Origin of the sequence: Clostridium sp. UBA7791, assembly GCF_002480755.1 — a bacterium.
Classification (GTDB): Bacteria; Bacillota; Clostridia; order Clostridiales; family Clostridiaceae; genus Clostridium_J; species Clostridium_J sulfidigenes.
In genome coordinates, this window is sequence record NZ_DLCT01000005.1 from 1003681 (window position 1) to 1024091 (window position 20411).

General features: G+C 32.1%; 23 protein-coding genes. All 23 read left to right on the forward strand.

What is annotated here, in order from left to right:
- The first annotated feature begins 1 nt into the window (after window position 1).
- The 23 genes from fliG (at window position 2) to B3Z56_RS10290 (ending at window position 20275) form a co-directional block, all read left to right on the forward strand.
- Complete coding sequence (gene fliG / locus B3Z56_RS10180; protein ID WP_346847886.1) at window positions 2-1015, forward strand: flagellar motor switch protein FliG; 1014 nt, start codon at window positions 2-4, stop codon at window positions 1013-1015.
- Complete coding sequence (locus B3Z56_RS10185) at window positions 999-1766, forward strand: hypothetical protein (protein ID WP_346877376.1); 768 nt, start codon at window positions 999-1001, stop codon at window positions 1764-1766. The genes fliG and B3Z56_RS10185 overlap by 17 nt, the downstream gene beginning before the upstream one ends.
- A gap of 14 nt (window positions 1767-1780) precedes the next feature.
- Window positions 1781-3088: a flagellar protein export ATPase FliI gene (gene fliI / locus B3Z56_RS10190; protein ID WP_346877377.1), complete on the forward strand. Its 1308-nt coding sequence runs from the start codon at window positions 1781-1783 to the stop codon at window positions 3086-3088.
- 14 nt (window positions 3089-3102) lie between these two features.
- A complete protein-coding gene (gene fliJ, locus B3Z56_RS10195; RefSeq protein WP_346877378.1) occupies window positions 3103-3543 on the forward strand; it encodes a flagellar export protein FliJ in 441 nt (146 codons plus the stop codon).
- Between the two features lie 5 nt (window positions 3544-3548).
- Entirely contained in the window at window positions 3549-4880 is a 1332-nt protein-coding gene (locus B3Z56_RS10200; RefSeq protein WP_346877474.1) for a flagellar hook-length control protein FliK, read from the forward strand.
- An 11-nt stretch (window positions 4881-4891) separates the two neighbouring features.
- Complete coding sequence (locus B3Z56_RS10205; RefSeq protein ID WP_346877379.1) at window positions 4892-5593, forward strand: flagellar hook capping FlgD N-terminal domain-containing protein; 702 nt, start codon at window positions 4892-4894, stop codon at window positions 5591-5593.
- A gap of 43 nt (window positions 5594-5636) precedes the next feature.
- A complete protein-coding gene (locus B3Z56_RS10210; protein WP_346877380.1) occupies window positions 5637-6695 on the forward strand; it encodes a flagellar hook-basal body complex protein in 1059 nt (352 codons plus the stop codon).
- A 101-nt stretch (window positions 6696-6796) separates the two neighbouring features.
- The gene (locus B3Z56_RS10215; protein WP_346847892.1) at window positions 6797-7012 is read left to right on the forward strand and encodes a flagellar FlbD family protein; all 216 of its coding nucleotides are present in this window, start codon (window positions 6797-6799) and stop codon (window positions 7010-7012) included.
- On the forward strand, window positions 6999-7790 hold the full coding sequence (locus tag B3Z56_RS10220; protein ID WP_346847893.1) for a motility protein A: 792 nt from the start codon (window positions 6999-7001) through the stop codon (window positions 7788-7790). The genes B3Z56_RS10215 and B3Z56_RS10220 overlap by 14 nt, the downstream gene beginning before the upstream one ends.
- A 10-nt stretch (window positions 7791-7800) precedes the next feature.
- The gene (locus B3Z56_RS10225; protein ID WP_346847894.1) at window positions 7801-8535 is read left to right on the forward strand and encodes an OmpA family protein; all 735 of its coding nucleotides are present in this window, start codon (window positions 7801-7803) and stop codon (window positions 8533-8535) included.
- Window positions 8519-9016 (forward strand): flagellar basal body-associated FliL family protein, encoded by a 498-nt coding sequence (locus tag B3Z56_RS10230; RefSeq protein WP_346847895.1) that lies wholly within the window; start codon window positions 8519-8521, stop codon window positions 9014-9016. Before B3Z56_RS10225 ends, B3Z56_RS10230 begins: the two co-directional genes overlap by 17 nt.
- Before the next feature lie 7 nt (window positions 9017-9023).
- Entirely contained in the window at window positions 9024-9365 is a 342-nt protein-coding gene (locus B3Z56_RS10235; RefSeq protein WP_346878721.1) for a flagellar biosynthetic protein FliO, read from the forward strand.
- Between the two features lie 32 nt (window positions 9366-9397).
- Window positions 9398-10219, forward strand: a complete 822-nt coding sequence (gene fliP / locus B3Z56_RS10240) for a flagellar type III secretion system pore protein FliP (RefSeq protein WP_346877383.1) — start codon at window positions 9398-9400, stop codon at window positions 10217-10219.
- 14 nt (window positions 10220-10233) lie between these two features.
- A complete protein-coding gene (locus B3Z56_RS10245; protein ID WP_346847898.1) occupies window positions 10234-10503 on the forward strand; it encodes a flagellar biosynthetic protein FliQ in 270 nt (89 codons plus the stop codon).
- An 11-nt stretch (window positions 10504-10514) separates the two neighbouring features.
- Complete coding sequence (locus B3Z56_RS10250) at window positions 10515-12350, forward strand: fused FliR family export protein/FlhB family type III secretion system protein (RefSeq protein WP_346847899.1); 1836 nt, start codon at window positions 10515-10517, stop codon at window positions 12348-12350.
- A gap of 19 nt (window positions 12351-12369) precedes the next feature.
- Complete coding sequence (gene flhA, locus B3Z56_RS10255) at window positions 12370-14433, forward strand: flagellar biosynthesis protein FlhA (protein ID WP_346847900.1); 2064 nt, start codon at window positions 12370-12372, stop codon at window positions 14431-14433.
- A complete protein-coding gene (flhF, locus tag B3Z56_RS10260; RefSeq protein WP_346877385.1) occupies window positions 14433-15611 on the forward strand; it encodes a flagellar biosynthesis protein FlhF in 1179 nt (392 codons plus the stop codon). Before flhA ends, flhF begins: the two co-directional genes overlap by 1 nt.
- Window positions 15605-16471 carry a MinD/ParA family protein gene (locus B3Z56_RS10265; RefSeq protein WP_346847902.1) on the forward strand — a complete coding sequence of 289 codons (867 nt, stop codon included), beginning with the start codon at window positions 15605-15607 and terminating at the stop codon, window positions 16469-16471. The genes flhF and B3Z56_RS10265 overlap by 7 nt, the downstream gene beginning before the upstream one ends.
- Before the next feature lie 9 nt (window positions 16472-16480).
- Entirely contained in the window at window positions 16481-17140 is a 660-nt protein-coding gene (locus B3Z56_RS10270) for a flagellar brake protein (RefSeq protein WP_346847903.1), read from the forward strand.
- A gap of 12 nt (window positions 17141-17152) precedes the next feature.
- A complete protein-coding gene (locus B3Z56_RS10275; protein WP_346847904.1) occupies window positions 17153-17887 on the forward strand; it encodes a FliA/WhiG family RNA polymerase sigma factor in 735 nt (244 codons plus the stop codon).
- A 15-nt stretch (window positions 17888-17902) separates the two neighbouring features.
- Window positions 17903-18472, forward strand: coding sequence for a hypothetical protein (locus B3Z56_RS10280; RefSeq protein ID WP_346878722.1), 570 nt, complete (start codon window positions 17903-17905; stop codon window positions 18470-18472).
- A 195-nt stretch (window positions 18473-18667) separates the two neighbouring features.
- Entirely contained in the window at window positions 18668-19450 is a 783-nt protein-coding gene (locus B3Z56_RS10285; RefSeq protein WP_346847906.1) for a flagellar hook-basal body complex protein, read from the forward strand.
- Between the two features lie 36 nt (window positions 19451-19486).
- Window positions 19487-20275: a flagellar hook-basal body complex protein gene (locus B3Z56_RS10290; protein WP_346847907.1), complete on the forward strand. Its 789-nt coding sequence runs from the start codon at window positions 19487-19489 to the stop codon at window positions 20273-20275.
- Window positions 20276-20411 lie beyond the last annotated feature (136 nt).

Below are 20411 nucleotides of genomic sequence, written 5' to 3' on the forward strand. Positions count from 1 at the left end.
AATGGCTAAAACAGAAAAATTTACAGGTATTCAAAAGGCAGCAATATTATTTATCTCTTTGGGACCAGATGCATCTGCAGCAATAATAAAAAGATTAAATGAAAGAGATATACAAAAGATAACCTATGAGATTGCTAATATGTCATCAGTTAAAGCTGAGGACAGACAAGCTGTTTTAGATGAATTTATGGAATTAAATAAGGCTAAGGATTATATTCTTGAAGGTGGAGTAGAGTATGCTAGAAGCGTTTTATCTAAAGCTTTAGGAACTCAAAAGGCCAACGATATTCTAGAGAGAGTTACAGAGTTTTCACAGCAGTTTAGACCTTTTTCTATTGCTAGAAAAGCCGATGCAACTCAGCTTATGAATGTAATTTCAGGAGAACATCCTCAGACTATAGCATTAATACTTTGTCATCTACAGCCGGACAAAGCGGGACAGATAATGTCTGCACTTCCATCTGAATTACAGAGTGAAGTTGCTTTTAGAGTTGCTACTATGAGTAATATATATCCGGTGGTAGTGAAAGAAATTGAAGAGGTATTAAATAGTAAGTTATCTTCAGTGGTTACTAGTGAAAGTAGTGTTATAGGAGGAGTTCAATCTTTAGTTAATATACTTAACCAAGTTGATAGGACTACAGAGAAAAACATTACAGAAGGTCTTGAAAGGGAAGATATGGAACTTGCAGATAAAGTTAAGGAATCTATGTTTGTATTTGAGGATATTATTACTATCAATGATGTGGAAATTCAAAGAATTTTACGTGAGGTTGATAATAAGGAGCTATGTATGGCTCTAAAGGGTACTTCAGAACAAGTAATAGAAACTATATCAAGAAACCTTTCAAAACGTGCAGCAGCTACATTGAAAGAAGATATGGAATTCTTAGGACCTGTAAGACTTATGGATGTTGAAAAAGCTCAACAAAAAATTGTTGCCTTAATTAGAAGACTAGATGAAGCTGGAGAAATAACAATTGTAAGAGGTGGAGACGATGCACTCATCTTATAGGGTAATAAAAAGTGTTAATGTATGTGAAAGTGGAACCAAGGCAATAGATACAGACTTTTATATAGAGCCAGCTCCCATAGTAGAGGAGACTATAGAGCTTGAGGATACTAATCCTAGGAGCATGGAGGAGTATCTAAAACTAAAGAAAAAGGGTGAAGAAATAGTTGAAAATGCCCATAAAGAAGGGGAAGCTATTCTTGCAAATGCAAATGCAAAAGTAGAAGAAATCCTATATGAAGCCAAGGAAGATGGATTTAATAAGGGTTATGAAGAAGGCCATAGTATTGGTTATAAAGAAGGCTATGACAAGGCTTATGATGAAGGAGTAAAAAAAGGTGAAGAAATAATTCGAAATGCAAATTTTATTCTTTATCAAGCTAAGGAAGAGTATGATAAATTTCTTAAGTCTAAGGAGATGGGCATTAGAAAAATTATTGTAAATGCCGTAGAAAATATGCTTAAAAAGGAGCTTGAAAGTAAGGAAGCACTAAATGGATTACTTTTCAACATCCTATCTGAAGAAAAAAATGCCAAGATGATAATTATAAGGGTAGCACCTAACTATTTAGAAGAAATAGAGACAAAGATAGAAGAATTCAAGCATAGTATGGGCATCAGAGGAGAAGTTGTGGTTTTACAGGATAATTATTTAGATTATGGAACCTTAGTTGTTGAAAAGGATGATGGAAAAACCACCTTTACTATTAAGGGGAGCATAGAGAAACTAAAGGAAATTCTCATGGAAGCATAGAGGAAGATGGTATTATGATTAATTTGAATATAGGAGACATTGAAAAAAGTATTAGTAAAACAAATTTTAATCATATGGAAGGCATAGTTAAAAACATAATAGGTCTTACCATTGAAGTAAAAGGAGTTAAGGGTTTTGTAGGGGAAATTTTCCACATATATAATGAGGAAAACAAAACTATAGTCTGTGAAGTAGTAGGTTTTAAAGATGGAAATTTGATTCTTATGCCCCTTGGAAACCTAATAGGGATATCTCCTGGATGCAGAGTAGAGAGAACAGGAAAGCAGTTAAGTATAAAGTGTTCAGATGAACTTTTAGGAAGAGTTTTAGATGGAATTGGAAATCCTTTAGATGAAAAGGAATTGTCACTTTATAAGAATTATCCCTTGGAAGCTATGCCACCAGACCCATTGAAGAGAAGAAGAATTAAAGAAGTTCTTCCTACAGGGGTAAGAGCCATTGATGGATTTCTTACTTGTGGTGAAGGACAAAGGATTGGTATTTTTGCTGGTTCAGGGGTAGGAAAAAGTACTACTCTTGGAATGATTGCTAGAGAAGCTAAGGCTGATGTAAATGTAATATCCCTAATAGGAGAAAGAGGTAGAGAGGTTTTAGATTTTATAGAAAAAGATCTAGGTCAAGAAGGGTTAAAGAAATCTGTAGTAGTATGTGCTACATCTGATCAACCGGCTCTTGTTAGGCTAAAGGGTGCATTTACTGCTACAGCCATTGCGGAATACTTTAGAGATAAAGGATTAAAGGTTATTCTTATGATGGATTCTGTGACACGTTTTGCTATGGCACAAAGGGAAATTGGTCTTGCTATAGGAGAGCCTCCAGCTACTAAAGGATATACTCCTTCGGTTTTTGCAATGTTACCTAAACTTCTTGAGCGTAGCGGTATGTCTGATAAAGGATCTATTACAGCTTTTTATACCGTCCTTGTTGATGGAGATGACTTTAATGAACCAATTGCAGATGCGGTAAGAGGTATTTTAGATGGACATATTGTCTTAAGCCGTGAGTTAGCTACTAAAAATCATTATCCAGCCATAGATGTACTTAAAAGTGTATCTAGACTTATGCCAGAAATTGCAGAGGAAATCCATATAAAGGCTGCCTCACTTGCTAGAGATTTAATGGCCTCTTATAAAGAAGCTGAAGATTTAATAAATCTAGGAGCTTATGTAAAGGGAAGTAATTCTAAAATAGATATGGCCATTGAATATATAGATAGTATAAATGGATTTTTAACTCAAGAGATAAAAGAAGGTTGCGAAATTGAAGCTAGTAAAGACATGCTTATTAATATGTTTAAATAAAGGTGGTGTAAATTTTGGGACAAACTTATAAGTTTAAATTACAAAGGTTATTGGACTTAAGAGAAAAAGAAGAAGATGGTAAAAAAATAGTTTTTATGGAGGCCCTTAGGGATAAGAACAGGGTAGAAGAAGAACTTAAAAGTCTAGAGGATAGCTTCCAAAGATACTCTACTGTGAATAATAACATGAGTGTAACTGAAAGAAAAATTCAGCATCATTACTTAAATCTATTAAATAGTACTATTGATATTACACAAGAAAAGCTTAAAACTGATGAAGAAAGAGTGAAGCTCACTAGGAAAGAATTGGTTACTGCTCAAGTAAATAAAAAGATTGTAGGCATATTAAAAGATAAGGATCAGGCAGCATTTATAAAAGAAGAAAATCGAATAGAACAAATTCAAAATGATGAATTTGCACTTTATGGATTTATACGTGAGTGTGGGAGGCGATAAATTTGATGGAAATGGCACAATTTAGTGTTGGAAATGACCTGTATAAAGGTAGTAGTACTAGTGATAAAGTTAAAAAGTCTGAAGGAAATAAAGGATATTCTAATAAGGAATTTTCCAAGGAACTTAAAAACTACAGTACAGATAATGAAAGCTCTAAAACTAAATCAGTAAATTCTATTAAGCAAGAAAAAGTTAAAGAGCCTTCGAAGGATTACATATTGAGCTCTGAGGAAGTTCATGAAGGTGAAAAGCTAAGTACCTCAGAAGATATGCAGTCACTAATAAATCTAATAATAGCTCTTTTGAATAAGAAGGATCCTTCTAAGGATGAAATGGTTTCTTCTGATCTTATCAGTGGAAATGAAGGTAAAGTGGAACTACAACCTTTATTAGACCTTTTAGGAAGTGAAAAAAGGGCAAATGGCTTATTAGAATTATTAAGTGAAGCATCAATTAATAGTGACATGAAAAATAAACTTACAGAGTTATTAACTTTAATTAATGAAGATATTACTGAGCTAGACAATAGTAGTGAAAGTCTTATGAAACTATTAACAGCAGAAGAAGGTATAGATAATGATGATCTAATAAGTCAGTTACAAAAAATAGTTTCAATGAAAGATGCTAATAAAGAAGAGGAGCCTTTAAATATACCTAGAAGAATAGAACTGGAAGCTAATGTTATAGAAAAAAGTAGTGTAGTAGCTAGAGTAGAAGATAATGAAGAAAGTAGTAGTAGTAAAGATAGTAAGTTTTCAAAGGAAACAGCTATTTTGAATAAAGTAATTAATGGTGAAGAGAAGGATTCAAAGGTTACAAGAGCTGCTGATTTTATGTCATACTTTGAAAATAGTGTACAAAAATCAGGAGAAGTATCTAGTGAAAAGCCTATAGCTATTACAAAGAGTGATCTTAATAATGATGTGATAAAAGCTTTATCATACATGGATAAAAATGGGGTTAAGGATTTAACTGTAAAGATTTATCCTAAAGAGTTGGGTGAAATATCCATATCTGTAAGTATGGAACAAGGTGCTTTAAAGGCAATGATTAAGGCTACATCAAAGGAAACTGTAGAAATGTTAGCTTTAGGACTTAAGGACATAAATGAAAAGCTAAATGGAAACAACATAAAAATACAATCAGTAGATATAGGACTTTATGAAGAGGATACTACCTATTATGCTCATGGAAACAACCAAGGCAAAGCATATGAAAATGGTGGACAAAGAGGTAGTGAGAATGGTAGACAAGGGTCAGAGGTCAATATAGTTGAAGAGGATGTTATACCTGAAGCTAATGTGAAAGCCTCTAATGAGATAGATTTACTAGTTTAGGAGATGATGAAATGGCAATATCAACTAATAATACAACAGCACCTTGGGTTGAAGGAAACAAAACTAAAAATGGTACGCCTATTGTAAAACCAGGGGCAGAACTTGACAAAAATTCTTTCTTTAAAATATTAGCTGCTGAGCTTTCTAATCAGGATCCAACTCAATCACAAGATACTACTGCATATGTCTCACAGTTAGCTCAATTTACAACCCTTGAACAGATGAGTTCATTAAATTCTACAATGACTCTTTCATCTGCACAAGGATTAACTGGAAAATTTGTAGCTTTAGATGCATTGGATGCTAATGGAGTACCTCAGTGTGGCGTAGTTAGGGCTGTGTATAAACATAAGGGAGACGTTTATGTTACTGTGGAAGGTGTAGATGGAAAATATACAGATTATGAATATAGCCAAGTTACAGATGTCATTGATTCGGGAGATCCAAATATGGATAACTTAACCTTCTCTAATGCAGTAACATTGATGGGTAAAATTGTTGAAATAGCATTGCCAGCAGATACATCTGTAGAAAAGCCTAAGGGAGATGGCAAGGAAGAAGAAAAGCCAGTAAAGCCTAAGAGTATTACAGGGAAAGTTCTAGAAGTATATAGGGATGCAGAAGGCATAAAGCTTAAGGTTGAAGTTGAAGTTGATGGAAAAATAGAAATCAGAGATTACTTATTTGACTCTGTAATTGGAGTAAAAGGTTAATAAAATTACATTAAAAAATAGAGAATCGGAGGGATAGTATAATATGTTAAATTCAATGTACTCAGGGATATCAGGTTTAGGAGCAAATCAAAAAAAGTTAGATGTAATAGGAAATAACGTGGCTAACTCAGGAACTACTTCCTTTAAATCATCTTCAGTTACTTTTCAGGATAGTATGTATCAAAGTTATAAGGGAGCATCAGGTCCAGGATTAAACTTAGGAGGAGTTAACCCTTCTAGAGTTGGTATGGGAGTTTCTATACAAAGTATAGTAACAAACATGGCTCAAGGAAGTCTGCAACCAACAGGAAGACCTTATGATGTAGCTGTAGATGGAACAGGATATTTTATAGTAGCTAAAGGAAAAGAAAATGGCACAATAACAGTTAATCCAGATCAAAGTATGGAATCTACAACCTTAGAGAGCTTTTATACAAGAGATGGTTCATTTAAGGTAGATAGTAAGGGAAATCTTCTAAATTCTAATGGATATAGAATTATGGGTTATGCTATAAGTGATGGAACAGCAACATCTCCATTAGGTGGAATAGTTAATTATGTAGATGGAGAATCCGAAAACTTAAATGCTAATCAAAATGAATTAGTAGCACTTAAAATACCAGAAACTGTTTCTAAGCTGGTAACTGATAAAGATGGAAATCCAGAAGTAGATGCTGGTGGAAATCCAACAGGAAGAAGAGAAGATGTTAGAATTCAAGGTTTCTCTATAGAAAATGATGGACTAATTAAGGCTGTCCTTGCTGATGGTAGTACTACTGTTCTTGGACAAGTTGCCATGGCGTCATTTACTAACAATGAAGGTCTTGAGCAAAAGGGAAATAATATGTATTCTCCTTCAGCAAACTCAGGAAATCCATTAGCTAGAGTTGGTAAATATACTGATAAAGCTGCTTTAGGTGCAAGAGAAGACAATGGCAAGGCTTATGGACAAGTTTTAAATGGATTCTTAGAGATGTCAAATGTTGATTTATCTGCACAGTTTACAGATATGATAGTTGCAACTCGTTCTTTCCAGGCTTGCGGTAAAATCATCACTACTGCAGATGAAATATTACAAGAACTTGTAAATTTAAAAAGATAATTTATTTAAATATGTAAATGTGATTTTCCTTAGGCTAGGACGGTGCTTATATTGATCTTAGCTTAAGTAAATTTACTATATCATAGGAGGTATAGGAGAATATGATAGAGGTTAATCCCTTAAATGGAAACAAATTTATTCTTAATAGTAATCACATTGAAAAAATTGAAGAAATCCCAGAGACAGTAATTACCTTAGTCAATGGAAAAAAGTATTTAGTTAAAGAAAGTTCTAAAGAAATAGTTGATAAGGTTATAGAATTTAGACGAAAATACTGGGCAAATGTACGGTTGGAGGAAAGCAATGAAGAAGAATGATATGTTAACAGCTATAGGTTTTGTGATTGCAATTGTTCTTGTATTTTATGGAATGCTAAATGGAGGATCGTTAAAGCTATTCTTTGATGTACCATCCTTAGCTATAACAGTAGGAGGGTCCTTCGGTGCACTTTTAATGTCTTATCCAATGAATGAAATAAAAAGATTTATCAAGGTTGCAGCACAAGCTTTCAAAGAAGATGGAACATCTAAGGTAGATAATATTGCACTATTTGTTAATTTATCTAAAAAAGCTAGAAGAGATGGACTACTTTCTTTAGAAGAAGATATACAAGAGATTAGTAACGAGTTTGTTAAAAAAGGCTTAAATATGATAGTTGACGGTATTGAACCTGAATCTATTAGAGAAGTTATGACTTTAGAAATTAAAGAATTAGAAAAAAGACATGAAGATGCAGCATCTATGTTCACAACTTGGGGAGCATATGCTCCAGCCATGGGTATGATTGGAACATTGATTGGACTTATTCAAATGCTTGCTAACCTATCAGATGCAGACAACTTAGCATCAGGTATGGGTAAGGCTCTTATTACAACTTTTTATGGATCAATGCTTGCTAACTTAGTTGTACTTCCTATAGCAGGAAAGCTAAATTATAAAACATCTAAGGAAGTAAACCAAATGGAAATGATGATTGAAGGAGTACTTTCTATACAATCAGGAGTAAACCCAAGGGTAATTGAAGATAAAATGATAGTATATTTATCACCAGAGGATAGAGTAAAGTATTTAAGTAGTGTTAATCAAGGAGAGTAGGTGAATAATTATGGCCAAGAAAGACATAAAAACTGATGGGTGGTTAGCTACTTATGCAGATACTGTTACTTTGCTATTAACCTTCTTTGTTTTACTTTATTCACTATCAACTATAGACTCACAAAAATTTCAGCAGATAGCTGTAGCCATGCAAAGTGCTTTTAGTGGTAAGGCTGATAGGTCCATACTTGAATTTAACTCAAGTAGTGGTGATGTACCTATAGTTGGAAAGCCACAGCTTACAGTGGAGGATATTCAAGAAAATGAAGACTTGGAAATTTTAGAGGACGTATTAACTTACATTAAGGAAAATGATTTAGAGAATGATGTTCAAATATATGAAGATGAAAAAGGTCTTAATATCCAGATGAAGGATTCGGTGCTTTTTGATACTGGAAAGGCAGAACTAAGGTCAGATAGTAAAAACGTATTAGATAAGGTTAGTGACTTAATTGGAAAGGTAGATAACAAGATTATAATTGAAGGTCATACAGATAATGTACCAATTAACACACCAGCTATGCCAAATAACTGGCATCTATCTTCTGCTAGAGCATTAAGCGTACTGGATTATTTTCTTGGTAGTAAAAAGATTTTAAATCCTCAAAGATTTTCAGCTCAGGGATGTGGAGAGTATAGACCTATAGCAAAAAACGATACGGATGAAGGTCGAGCTAAAAATAGAAGAGTTAATATTATAGTTGTAACTAATGTAAAGGAGCAAGGAAATGAGCAAGAAAAATAGTAATGGCAATGAGTTAGAAAAAGAAAAGGGCGGAAGTTCTAAATTAGTTCTAATTATAGTAACCGCTATAGTAATATTTGCACTTATAAGTGGAGCTGTATTTGTTGGATATACCATTGCAACAAAGAATGTAGGTAAAAATAATAATGGCACTAGTGAAAGTAATGTAGTAGAAAAGGAAGCTACCTTAAATTTAGACGAGTTCTTAGTAAATTTAAGTGATGAGGGAAAGTCTAAATTTGTAAAGGTGAAAATTTCCTTAGGTTCGAATTTAGAGAATAAGGATTTGCAAGAAGAACTTACAGCAAAGATTCCACAAATAAGAGACTGTATAAATAAGGTATTAAGAGCTAAGAAATCTACGGATTTCAAAACAGAGGGAGATGCTTTATTAAAAGAAGAGATAGTCGTAAAGGCAAATGAACTTTTAAATAGTGGTAAGATAACCAATATTTATTTCACAGATATAATTGTTCAATAGGTGACCTATGGATAGTCAATTGATTTTAACCTTATTAAAACTTGTAATATTTTTCCCATTAGTTATAGGATTAATTCTTTGGCTAGGGAAGAATGTTGAGAAATATAGTCACATAAACAGAAAATCTACAATGAGAGTAGTAGAGAGACTAACCATTAGTAAGGATAACTCTCTGCTCATTGTAAAGATAAGAGATAAATATTATTTAGTAACTTCAGCTCAAGGAAAAATAGAAATTGTAGAAGAAGTTGCAGGGGAAGATTATAAAGAAATTGAAATGATTAAATTAAAGAATAGTAGTGAGTTAAAACAAATTTTTAAAGACAAGTATCTTAAATGGAGAAAGTAAAATATTATTTTAGGAATAAAGGGATAATACATATGAAAAAATTTGATCTAAAAAAGTTTATAAAACCCATAACGCTAATACTATTGGTGTTTTGTGTTATTTCAATTAGTAGTAAAGTAGCTTATGCTACTGGAGATACCATGCCAATTCCAGATATAAATATATCTTTTGGTGATGGGGATGCAAAAACTCCTACTGAATATGTGGACAATATAAAATTATTATTAGTACTAACAGTACTTACAATACTTCCATCAATCCTTATAATGACCACAGGATTTATAAGAATTGTAACAGTACTATCTTTCTTTAAGAGTGCTATAGGAGCTACATCACTGCCAAAACAAATAATTGTTGGGTTGTCCTTATTTTTAACTTTCTTTGTAATGGCACCTACCTTTTCAGAAATTAATGAAAAGGCAGTTCAGCCTTATATGAAGGAAGAAATAACAATGGATGTTGCTATAGATAAAGGGATAAAGCCCATGAGGGAATTTATGTTAAAGCAAACTAGAGTAAAAGATTTAAAGTTGTTTCTTGAAGCTGGAAAGGTAGAGGATGCTATTAAAGTAGAAAAGGATGCAGATGGTAAGGAAACTTATAATTATGATGATGTTCCACTTTATACAATTGTACCAGCCTTTGTTATAAGTGAGTTAAGAACAGCCTTTGAAATAGGATTTTTGTTATTTATACCATTTATATTGGTGGACATTGTAACAGCTAGTGTTCTTATGTCTATGGGTATGTTTATGTTACCGCCAGCTATGATTTCTCTGCCATTTAAATTACTTTTATTTGTATTAGTAGATGGATGGAATTTGTTAAGTCAATCCTTAATACTAGGATTTTAGAGAGGTGATGTAATATGACACAGACTATGGTGGTTGCAATATTACAGGATATGGTGAAGACAGCTTTAATGGCAGCTGGACCAATACTACTTACAGCTACGGTAGTAGGTCTTTTGATAAGTATATTTCAAGCCACAACTCAGATACAAGAACAAACTTTAACCTTTGTACCTAAAATAATAGCTGTGGCAATAGTGGGAATAATTACTGCCACATTTATAGGAAACACAGTGATAGGTTTTACTCAAAGAATTTTTTCAATAATTTCTAATATAGGAGCTTAGGTGGGATAACGTTGGTAGATATTTTAATGTTTATAGCTTTTTTAATGGTGTTTATGAGGATAACATCCTTGATTTTTACAGTGCCAACCTTTTTCCCAACAGGAACACCAAATATAGCAAAGATTGGTGTAGGACTTATTATATCCATGATTTTATCTCCCATAATCAGTACTGAAGCATTACCAGAAATAAGTAATATGTTTGTTTTAATAGTGCTTATAGGTAAAGAAGTAATTATAGGAATATGTCTAGGATATATAGTAAATTTACTGTTTAGTGTTGTACAAATGGCAGGACAAATTATGGATTTTTCCATGGGCTTTTCTATGATGAGCCTATTTGACCCAGTTGCAGGTGAAAACATATCAGTAATGGGAAGGTTGATGTACTGGATTTGTCTTGCTGTATTTATGTTAGTTGATGGACATCTTATTTTAGTGCAGTGTCTTATAGATAGTTTTACTTCAGTTCCTGTAGGGACTGTAACCTTTAATAAAGAAATTTTGGGATATATTATTCAAGTTGTATTTGAATTTTTTACTATTGGGATTAAGATTGCAGTGCCAATAATGCTTATAATACTTATGACGGAAATTGTATTGGGCTTGGTATCAAGAGTTATGCCTCAGCTTAATGCTATGATACTAGGAATGCCAATCAAGATTTTTGTTGGACTTGCAACCTTTGTAATTTCTATTCCTTTAATTATGAAAATTATAGCTTCAAATTTTGGTGCTATTAAGCATATATTCTCGGAAATATTCACTATGATGCCCTTTATATTAATTTCCGCATCTAATGATAGTGGAGATAAAACGGAAAAACCTACTCCTAAAAAACTTCAAGATGCTAAGAAAAAAGGTCAAGTAGCTAAAAGTAAGGAATTATCTTCTGCCTTAACTCTTTTAGCAGCTACTTTAGTTATAGCTATCTTAAGTAGCTTTGTGCTAAAGGTATTAAGCTCCAGTATGACAAAGTATCTAGGGAGTTACTTAAATTTTCAATTAAGCCAAGAGAGTTTAGTAGGACTTTTAATAAAGGTATTCATAGATATATTTAAAATATTTATACCAGTGGCAGTTCCTATTATGGTTATAGGCGTAATTGGATCAATAATTCAAACTGGTTTTATATATACTGGAGATCCATTAAAACCTAAGTTTAGCAAACTAAATCCTATAAGTGGATTTAAAAGAATGTTTTCTATAAGATCCTTAGTGGATTTAGTAAAAAATTTAGGTATTGTTTCTATTGTAGGATATATAGGATATAAGTTTGTTATAGATAATTACTATAGTCTTTTGAACTTTGGAAATCTTAAAACAGGAACAATACTTACAGAATTGGCTAGTTTAATAATTAATGTTTTTGTTAAAGTTGGGATAGCCTTATTAATAATAGGATGCATAGATTTTTTATATCAGAAATTCCAACATAATAAGGATTTAAAAATGACTAAACAAGAGATAAAGGAAGAATATAAACAACAAGAAGGAGACCCTATAGTTAAGGGAAAAAGAAAACAAAAGCAAAGAGAAATGGCTATGAGAAGAATGATGCAATCAGTACCAGATGCTACTGTTGTAATTACAAACCCAACTCACATTGCGGTGGCTTTGAAATATGAAGAAAATAGTGGAAAAGCACCGATAGTTGTGGCAAAGGGCAGTGAGTATGTGGCGTTAAAGATTAAGGAAAAGGCGATTGAAAATAATGTACCAATTATAGAAAATAAACCATTAGCTAGACTCATGTTCAAAGAAGTGGATTTAGATAAGGAAATTCCCTTTGATATGTATAAGGCAGTGGCAGAAATATTAGTATTAGTTTATAAAATGAAGAAATAATGTAAAAAGGATGATAATTATGCTTAAAGATAAGGGATTTAGTATTAAGAATAACTTAGATATAATAGTAGCATTTGGGGTAATTCTTATTGTACTAATGATAATTATACCATTACCCCCAGGAATACTTGATATTTTCTTTGCCATTAATATTTCAATATCTATAGTTATAATGTTACTTACAATGTTTACTACAAATGTATTGCAACTATCAGTATTCCCAACATTATTACTTGTAACTACCCTATTTAGGTTAGCACTAAATGTATCATCTACTAGACTTATTCTAGGACAAGCAGATGCAGGAAAGATAGTGCAAGCTTTTGGAGAGTTCGTAATTGGTGGAAACTATTTCGTAGGAATAATAATATTTTTAATTATTGTTATTATACAGTTTTTAGTTATAACTAGTGGTGCTGGAAGAGTATCTGAGGTTTCAGCAAGATTCACCTTAGATGCAATGCCAGGAAAGCAAATGAGTATAGATGCAGATTTAAATGCAGGAATGATTACAGAAGAAGATGCTAGGAAAAAGAGACTTGACCTTCAAAGGGAAGCAGATTTTTATGGAGCTATGGATGGTGCATCTAAATTTGTTAAAGGTGATGCCATAGCAGGTATTATAATTACTATAATAAATATTTTAGGTGGTATTGTTATAGGGGCAGTAATGATGGATATGAGCATAGGCGAGTCTGCTGCTAAGTTTACACAACTCACCATAGGAGATGGACTTGTAAGTCAATTACCTGCACTGTTAATTTCTACAGCTTCGGGTATCTTAGTTACTCGTTCAGGAAGCGATGATAACTTTGGAGCACAGGTATCATCACAATTGACAGCATTCCCAGTAGTTATAGCAATTGCATCTCTAGTACTTTTTATCCTTGGAATAATTCCAGGGATGCCTACACTAGTATTCTTTGCTCTATCTGCAGCATCAGGAACAAGTGCTTATCTAATGTATAAGGATGAAAAGCAACAAGCTAAGCAGAAGATAGAAATAGAAGAAAAGGAAATTGTAGAGAGTGAGAGTAGAGAGCCAGAAAATGTGATGAATTTAATTTCTGTTGAGCCATTAGAGGTAGAAATAGGCTATGGACTTATTCCTATGGCTGATGAATCCTCAGGAGGAGATTTATTGCAGAGAATCTCATCAGTGAGAAGACAATGTGCTATAGAGATGGGAATTGTGGTTCAACCTATTAGAATTAGAGACAATCTGCAAATTAGAAATAATGAATATGTAATAAAGATAAGAGGAACAGTGATAGCTAGAGCGGACATAATGCCAAGCATGTTTCTATGTATGAATCCTTCTGGAGAAGATATAAATATTCAAGGAATAAAGACCATAGAACCTACCTTTGGAATAGAAGCTCTTTGGATAAATAAGGATCAAAGAGAAGATGCAGAGATAAAGGGACTTACTGTGGTAGATCCAACTACAGTTATGGTTACTCATCTTACAGAAACTATTAAAGCTCATTCTTATGAACTTCTTGGACGTCAAGAAACTAAAGTTATTTTAGATTCTGTAAAGGAAAAGTATCCTACTGTGGTAGAGGAACTTGTACCGGACCTTATGACCATAGGAGAAATTCAAAAGGTGTTACAAGGACTTTTAAAAGAGAAGGTATCTATAAAAGACATGGTAACTATATTAGAATGTCTTGCTGATAATTCGCGAAATACTAAGGATATTGAAATGTTAACGGAATATGTAAGATTTTCATTAAGTAGAACTATTTGCAATGATCTAGTGGATGATGAACATAGAATTACTGCAGTAACCATATCTCCAGATATAGAAAAACTAATAGGAAGTAATATTCAAAAATCTATGCAGGGTTCTTTCCCAGCAATAAATCCAGATATTACAACAGAAATATTTAATAGTATTAAGGGAATGTTAGAAAGTACACACTTTCCAACTAATATACCTATAATTCTAGTTTCTCCAAGAATTAGACCAGCTTTTAGAAAGCTTATAGAAATGGTATTTCCAAGCATTGTAGTGTTATCTTTAAATGAAATACCTAATGATGTAGAGATAAGGACCGAAGGAGTTGTATCTATCTAATGATTATAAAGAAATATGTAGCTTCTACCATGAAGGAAGCATTAAGTAAGATAGGTAAGGAGTTAGGAAAAGATGCTGTAATTATAAGTCAGAGAGCTATAAGAAAGCCTGGTATTAAAGGGTTGTTTTCTCCTAAAGTAGTGGAGATAACCGCAGCTGTTGAATCTAAATCTAATGATTTAAGTTGGGATGATAAAGAAATAAACAGTAAGAGTATTTTACCAGTAGATATAGTGGAAAATGATGAAGTGGAGCTAAGACAAGAAGTTGAAACAATGAAGAGTCTTATAAATTCCTATTTTTCTACTCAAAGCAATAATTCTATAAATGAAGAAATTAAATTAGAAGAATTAGATAACAAAAACAAAGAAGAAAGTGAGTTGCAACAAGAAAAGACTAATAATAGTGAAATTTATTTTAAAGAAGCCAAGGAAAGACTTAGAGAAGTAGATATATCTAAAGATATAATTGAAGAATTAATAGAAACTATAAAAATAAATAAACAAGTGTCTTCCGTTGATGAAATCATGAATGGAATTAAAGAGGAACTTGGCGCTATTATAAAAATAGATTCTAGTGAAATAAATGGAACCATAGCTTTAGTTGGTCCTACAGGAGTAGGAAAAACTACAACTATAGCAAAGCTAGCAGGGGAACTAGCTCTTGTAAAAAAGAAAAAGGTAGGTTTAATTACTGTAGACACCTATAGAATAGGAGCAGTAGAACAGTTAAAAACCTATGCAGATATTATGAATATTGATTTTAAAGTGGTATTTTCATTAGCTGAGATGGAAGAAGCTATAAACTCAATGAAAGACTGTGATGTGATCTTATTAGATACTACTGGAAGGAGTAGTAAAAATACTATGCAAGTATTAGAATTGAAGGCTTTTCTAGATAGGGCTAAGGTGGATAATGCTTATTTAGTAGTCAGTGCTACTACTAAGAGTGGTGACATGGACATCATAGCTAATGGATTTTCTAATATAAATTACAAGGGACTAATACTAACTAAGCTAGATGAGACTTCAACTTATGGTTCCATACTAAATATATGTAGAAGGACTCAAGTTCCTATTAAATTTATCACTGTAGGCCAGAATGTACCAGATGATATAAAGGTACCATTGGAGGATGAGATAATAAAATTGGTGTTAGGGGAAAATAGTATATGTTAGACCAGGCTTCAAGATTAAGACAAATGGTATTTGAAAAGCAAGATACTATGGAAGAAGGCAATAATAATACTAAAATCTTTACCATAACTTCCGGTAAGGGAGGGGTAGGTAAGAGTAACATGGTAATTAATTTAGCAATTTCTCTTAAAAAACTAGGGAAAAAGGTCTTAGTACTAGATGCAGATTTAGGTATGGGCAATGTAGATGTTTTAATAGGGACTATACCTAGATATACCATTTTTGATATAATATTAAATAATAAATCTGTTAATGAGGTAGTAATAAATGGACCTTTAGGTATAAAAATTTTATGTGGAGGTACAGGACTTTCTAGATTAGATGACTTAAATAGGTCGCAAAGAGAAGTTTTAATTAATAAGTTAGGAGAAATAAAAGATTTTGACTATATATTAATTGATACAGGAGCAGGCATAAATAGAACAGTTATGGCCTTTATAGAGTGTAGTCATGAAGTTTTTATTGTGACTACCCCGGAACCAACAGCATTAACGGATGCATATAGCTTATTAAAAACCATATGTAATCATAATGTGAAAAATAGAGCAAAGATTATTGTTAATAAGGTTTTAAGCAAGGAAGAAGGAAATGATACATTTAATAGACTTAATAGTTCAGCAAATAGATTTCTAGGAGCTAATCTAGTGCATTTAGGAAACATCGCTGAAGATAAAAAATTAGTGCAAGCTGTAAGGATGCAAAGACCTGTGGTATTGTCTTTCCCTAAAAGTGAAGTAAGTGAAAACATTGAGTCTATTGCAAAGGGGTTAGAAGGTATATCTTATAATAAGGGCAATAGCATCCAGGGTATATTTAAAAAAATGCTTAATATTTTTTCATAGGAGGAGAGTATGAAAGCTAATAATATGATGGAAATCAATAATAAAATAGAGATTTATACAAAAAATCGAGAATTAGCAAAATCAAAAATTCAGGATATTGATGAAGATGGTATATATATAGCTATAGCTACACCTATACTAAATGGCATAAGCTATCCCTTAAGTACTGGAGACACAGTTAAGTGTAATTATAATGATGGAAAAGGTAATATATATAATTTTCAAGCTAAGGTGAAAGGGAGAAAATTTGATAAAATAGCCTTGATTACATTGGAAAGAGAAAGTGAATTGCATAAGGTACAAAGAAGAGACTATGTAAGATTGCCATTTATAAATGCTATGAAATATTCACCAATAGATAAGTATAATGAAAGTGTCCTCAGGGATATTGAAAACTGCGATTATAGGGAAGGACAAACTTTAGATTTAAGTGGTGGAGGTATTAGAATAAAGGTAAAGGAAAGTCTTAATTTAGGGCAACTAGTCATGTTGAATACTAAGATTAATAACGAAGATATATTAGCCTTAGGTAAAATCGTTAGAGATGAAACACAAAATAAAAATGAATATGTATATGGAGTAAAATTTCAATTTATTGATGATAAGGTAAGGGAAAATATAATACAGTTTATTTTTAAGAATATGAGAAAGTTAATGAAAACAAAGTAGGAGGGAAATGATGTGTCTGTAGCTTGTGATGTAGATGTTAGAGAAGAAATAATTAAAAAAAATATACCTCTTGTAAAGTATATTGCTTCCAAGATTATCGTAGGAAAAAATAAATATGTTGAATATGAAGACTTAATAAGTTATGGAATGATTGGGCTTATGGATGCTATAAATAAGTTTGATGACACTAAGGGTATGAAATTTTCCACCTATGCTGCCATAAGAATAAATGGAAGTATTATAGATGAAATACGAAAAAATAGTCCTATATCTAAAAGAGCCATCGATAAGCTTAATAGATACAATAAGGTAGTGGAAGAATTACAAAATAAACTTTACAGAGAACCAAAAGATATTGAAGTAGCTGAAAGAATGGAAATAAGTTTAAAGGAGCTTACAGATATACAAGGTTATGTAAACTATATTTCAATGATGTCCTTAGAAACTATTTTATTTGGTGATGATGAGGAAATGTCTTTAATCAATTCCATAGAGGATACTAAAAGTCCTTCTCCACAAAAGTCTTTGGAAGAAAAAGAAATGCTAGAGTACTTGAGGAGAGGCCTGGATAATCTAAAGGAAAGAGATAGACTTATACTAAATCTATACTACTTTGAAAAACTTACTTTAAAACAAGTAGGAGCAGTGTTAGAAGTATCAGAATCAAGAGTTTGTCAACTTCATAGTAGAGCTATTTTAAATTTAAGAAAAGAAATTGAGAAACTCCAATATGATATTAAGTCATAGAAGATAGGTGAGAATATGTATATTTTATTAATTATTATTGGAGTGGCTTTAATTGCTACAAATATAAGGGCTATAATGAGAGAAGAAAATAACTTTAGTAAAGCTATGATAGATGCAGAATCTAATATAGATGAAGTAGACATGAGACTTGTTGAAATAAGAAGTGAGTTTGCTAAAACAGTTACAGAATTACAAAGAGAAATAAATGACTTAAAAAAAGTAAATCATACTGTATTTATTAAAAATGAATTATTAGAAAAAAGGGATGATTCAGATAAAAATATTAGTAATGATGAGTACATAAATACCTTGGTAGATAAGATTGATTCCTTAGATGATGATATTCTTCTTCAAGGAGAATATATGGATGAATTAATGGACGATTTAAAAGAAGAAGAAAAAGACGGTAATCCTAAAAAAGAAAAAGAAGATAGTAATCCTAAAAAAGATATAAAGGGTAATAGCTTAAAAGTAGAAGAGGTAAAAGCCTTATTAGCTGAAGGCTTAAGTGAAGAAGGCATAGCACAACGGCTGAATATAGGAAAGGGTGAGGTCTTATTAATAAAGGAATTATATTTAAAATAAAAAAATTTATTAAAGTTTTAAGTGATAGAAAAATTTTATTTGGTATAGGCATTGGCATAATACTAGGAATATTTTTTAGTATCCCTGCAAAAATAGATTATAAACTTAGCGATGGTGAAATTGAAATAAGAGCAAAAAAATTAGGAATGACCTATCCAGACCAGATTAAAATTGATATAAAGGCGGGTGCAAACAATGATTAGAGGATTGTATACAGTAGCTTCAGGAATAATTACCAGTGAAAAAAATCAAAGTGCTATTATGAATAATATAGCAAATATAAACACTACAGGATATAAATCACAGATTTTATCCATGAAGAGTTTTGATGAGGTATATATTTCTAATAAAGATGGAAAAAACAATGAAAGAGTAACCATTGGAGCTATGAGTAATGGAGTAGAAATAAATGATCGAACCACTAATTTCTCACAAGGAACTATAAAGGATACAGGAGTAACAACTGATTTTGCCCTTCAGGGAGAAGGATTTTTTGTAGTTCAAAGACAAACCGCTAATGGAGCTACAAATTATTATACAAGAGATGGTCATTTTGCTGTAGACACTTCAGGATATTTAGTGACCTCTAATGGAGATAGGGTTCTTAGTAGGAGTGGGAATGGATTAGCACCTATATATATAGGTGAAGGAAGTATTTCTGCAGACAATATTGGGAATATATCTGTAGATGGACGAGACGCTGGCAGATTAGCTGTAGTTAATTTTCCAAAGGATAACCAAGGTAAATATGAAAATCTAAATGAATTTACATATAATCTTTATGAAGGAGTTAATCCTACCTTTGTTAATAATCCTTATGTAGTTAATAAATCCCTTGAAGGATCTAATGTTAGCGTAGTTCAAGAAACTAGTAACATGATGACTGTTATGAGAAACTTTGAAAGTAATGCAACTATTTTAAAGGTTTTAGATTCTACCTTGGACAAGGCTGTAAATGAAATAGGTAAAGCTAGATAGAATTAATAGAGAAAGAAAAATTTGAGGAGTGAGTTTATGTACGGTATGTTTTACACCAATAGAAGTGCAATGGAAGCACAACAGAATAAATTAGACTTAGTATCAAATAATATAGCAAATTCCGGTACTATTGGATATAAAAAAGTAACATCTACATTCCAAGACCTTTATACCAGTTCATTAGAGAGACTAGGAGTACCATGGTCTAAGAATGCAAATACTGAACTTTATGTTGGTACAGGGGTTAAATCTACTAATGAAGTTAGAATAAAAACTCAAGGAAGCTTAACTAATACAAAGATATCTACAGATTTAGCTATAGATGGAGAAGGATTCTTTAAAGTATATAAACAAGATGGAAGTGCAGCCTATACTAGAAATGGAAACTTCAAAGTGGATGCTTCAGGAATTTTAGTAGATAATAATGGATATAGATTATCTATAACTGATGCTAATGGTAATGAGATAAATGTGCCAGGGGGTCCAATTAACTTTGCTAAAGATAAGTTTTCTATAGATGCAAATGGGGCTTTATCCTTAGATAATGATGGAAACTCTATAAAAGTTGGAGATATTAAAACTTATAAGACCATAGGTGATACAGATTTTATTTCTGCAGGACAAAGCTTATTTGTTCCAATAGAAGGAGCTACTGTATTGGAGACTACGGATAGAGATATTTATCAAGGGTTTACGGAAAGATCTAATGTAGATATGTCTACTGAGATGACTGACATGATTGTAGCCCAAAGAGCTTTTCAATTAAGCTCCTCTGCATTAAAAACTGCAGATGATATGTGGGGAATGATAAATAACTTAAGATAGTAATGGAAATAGAAAAGAATGAAAGACATAGTTTTTCATTCTTTTTTTATATTTTCAAACATATAATATAACATTAACAAAGGATAAATTTTAAATAGAAGGGGTGATATTATGGGGTAGGATATTTATTTGGATG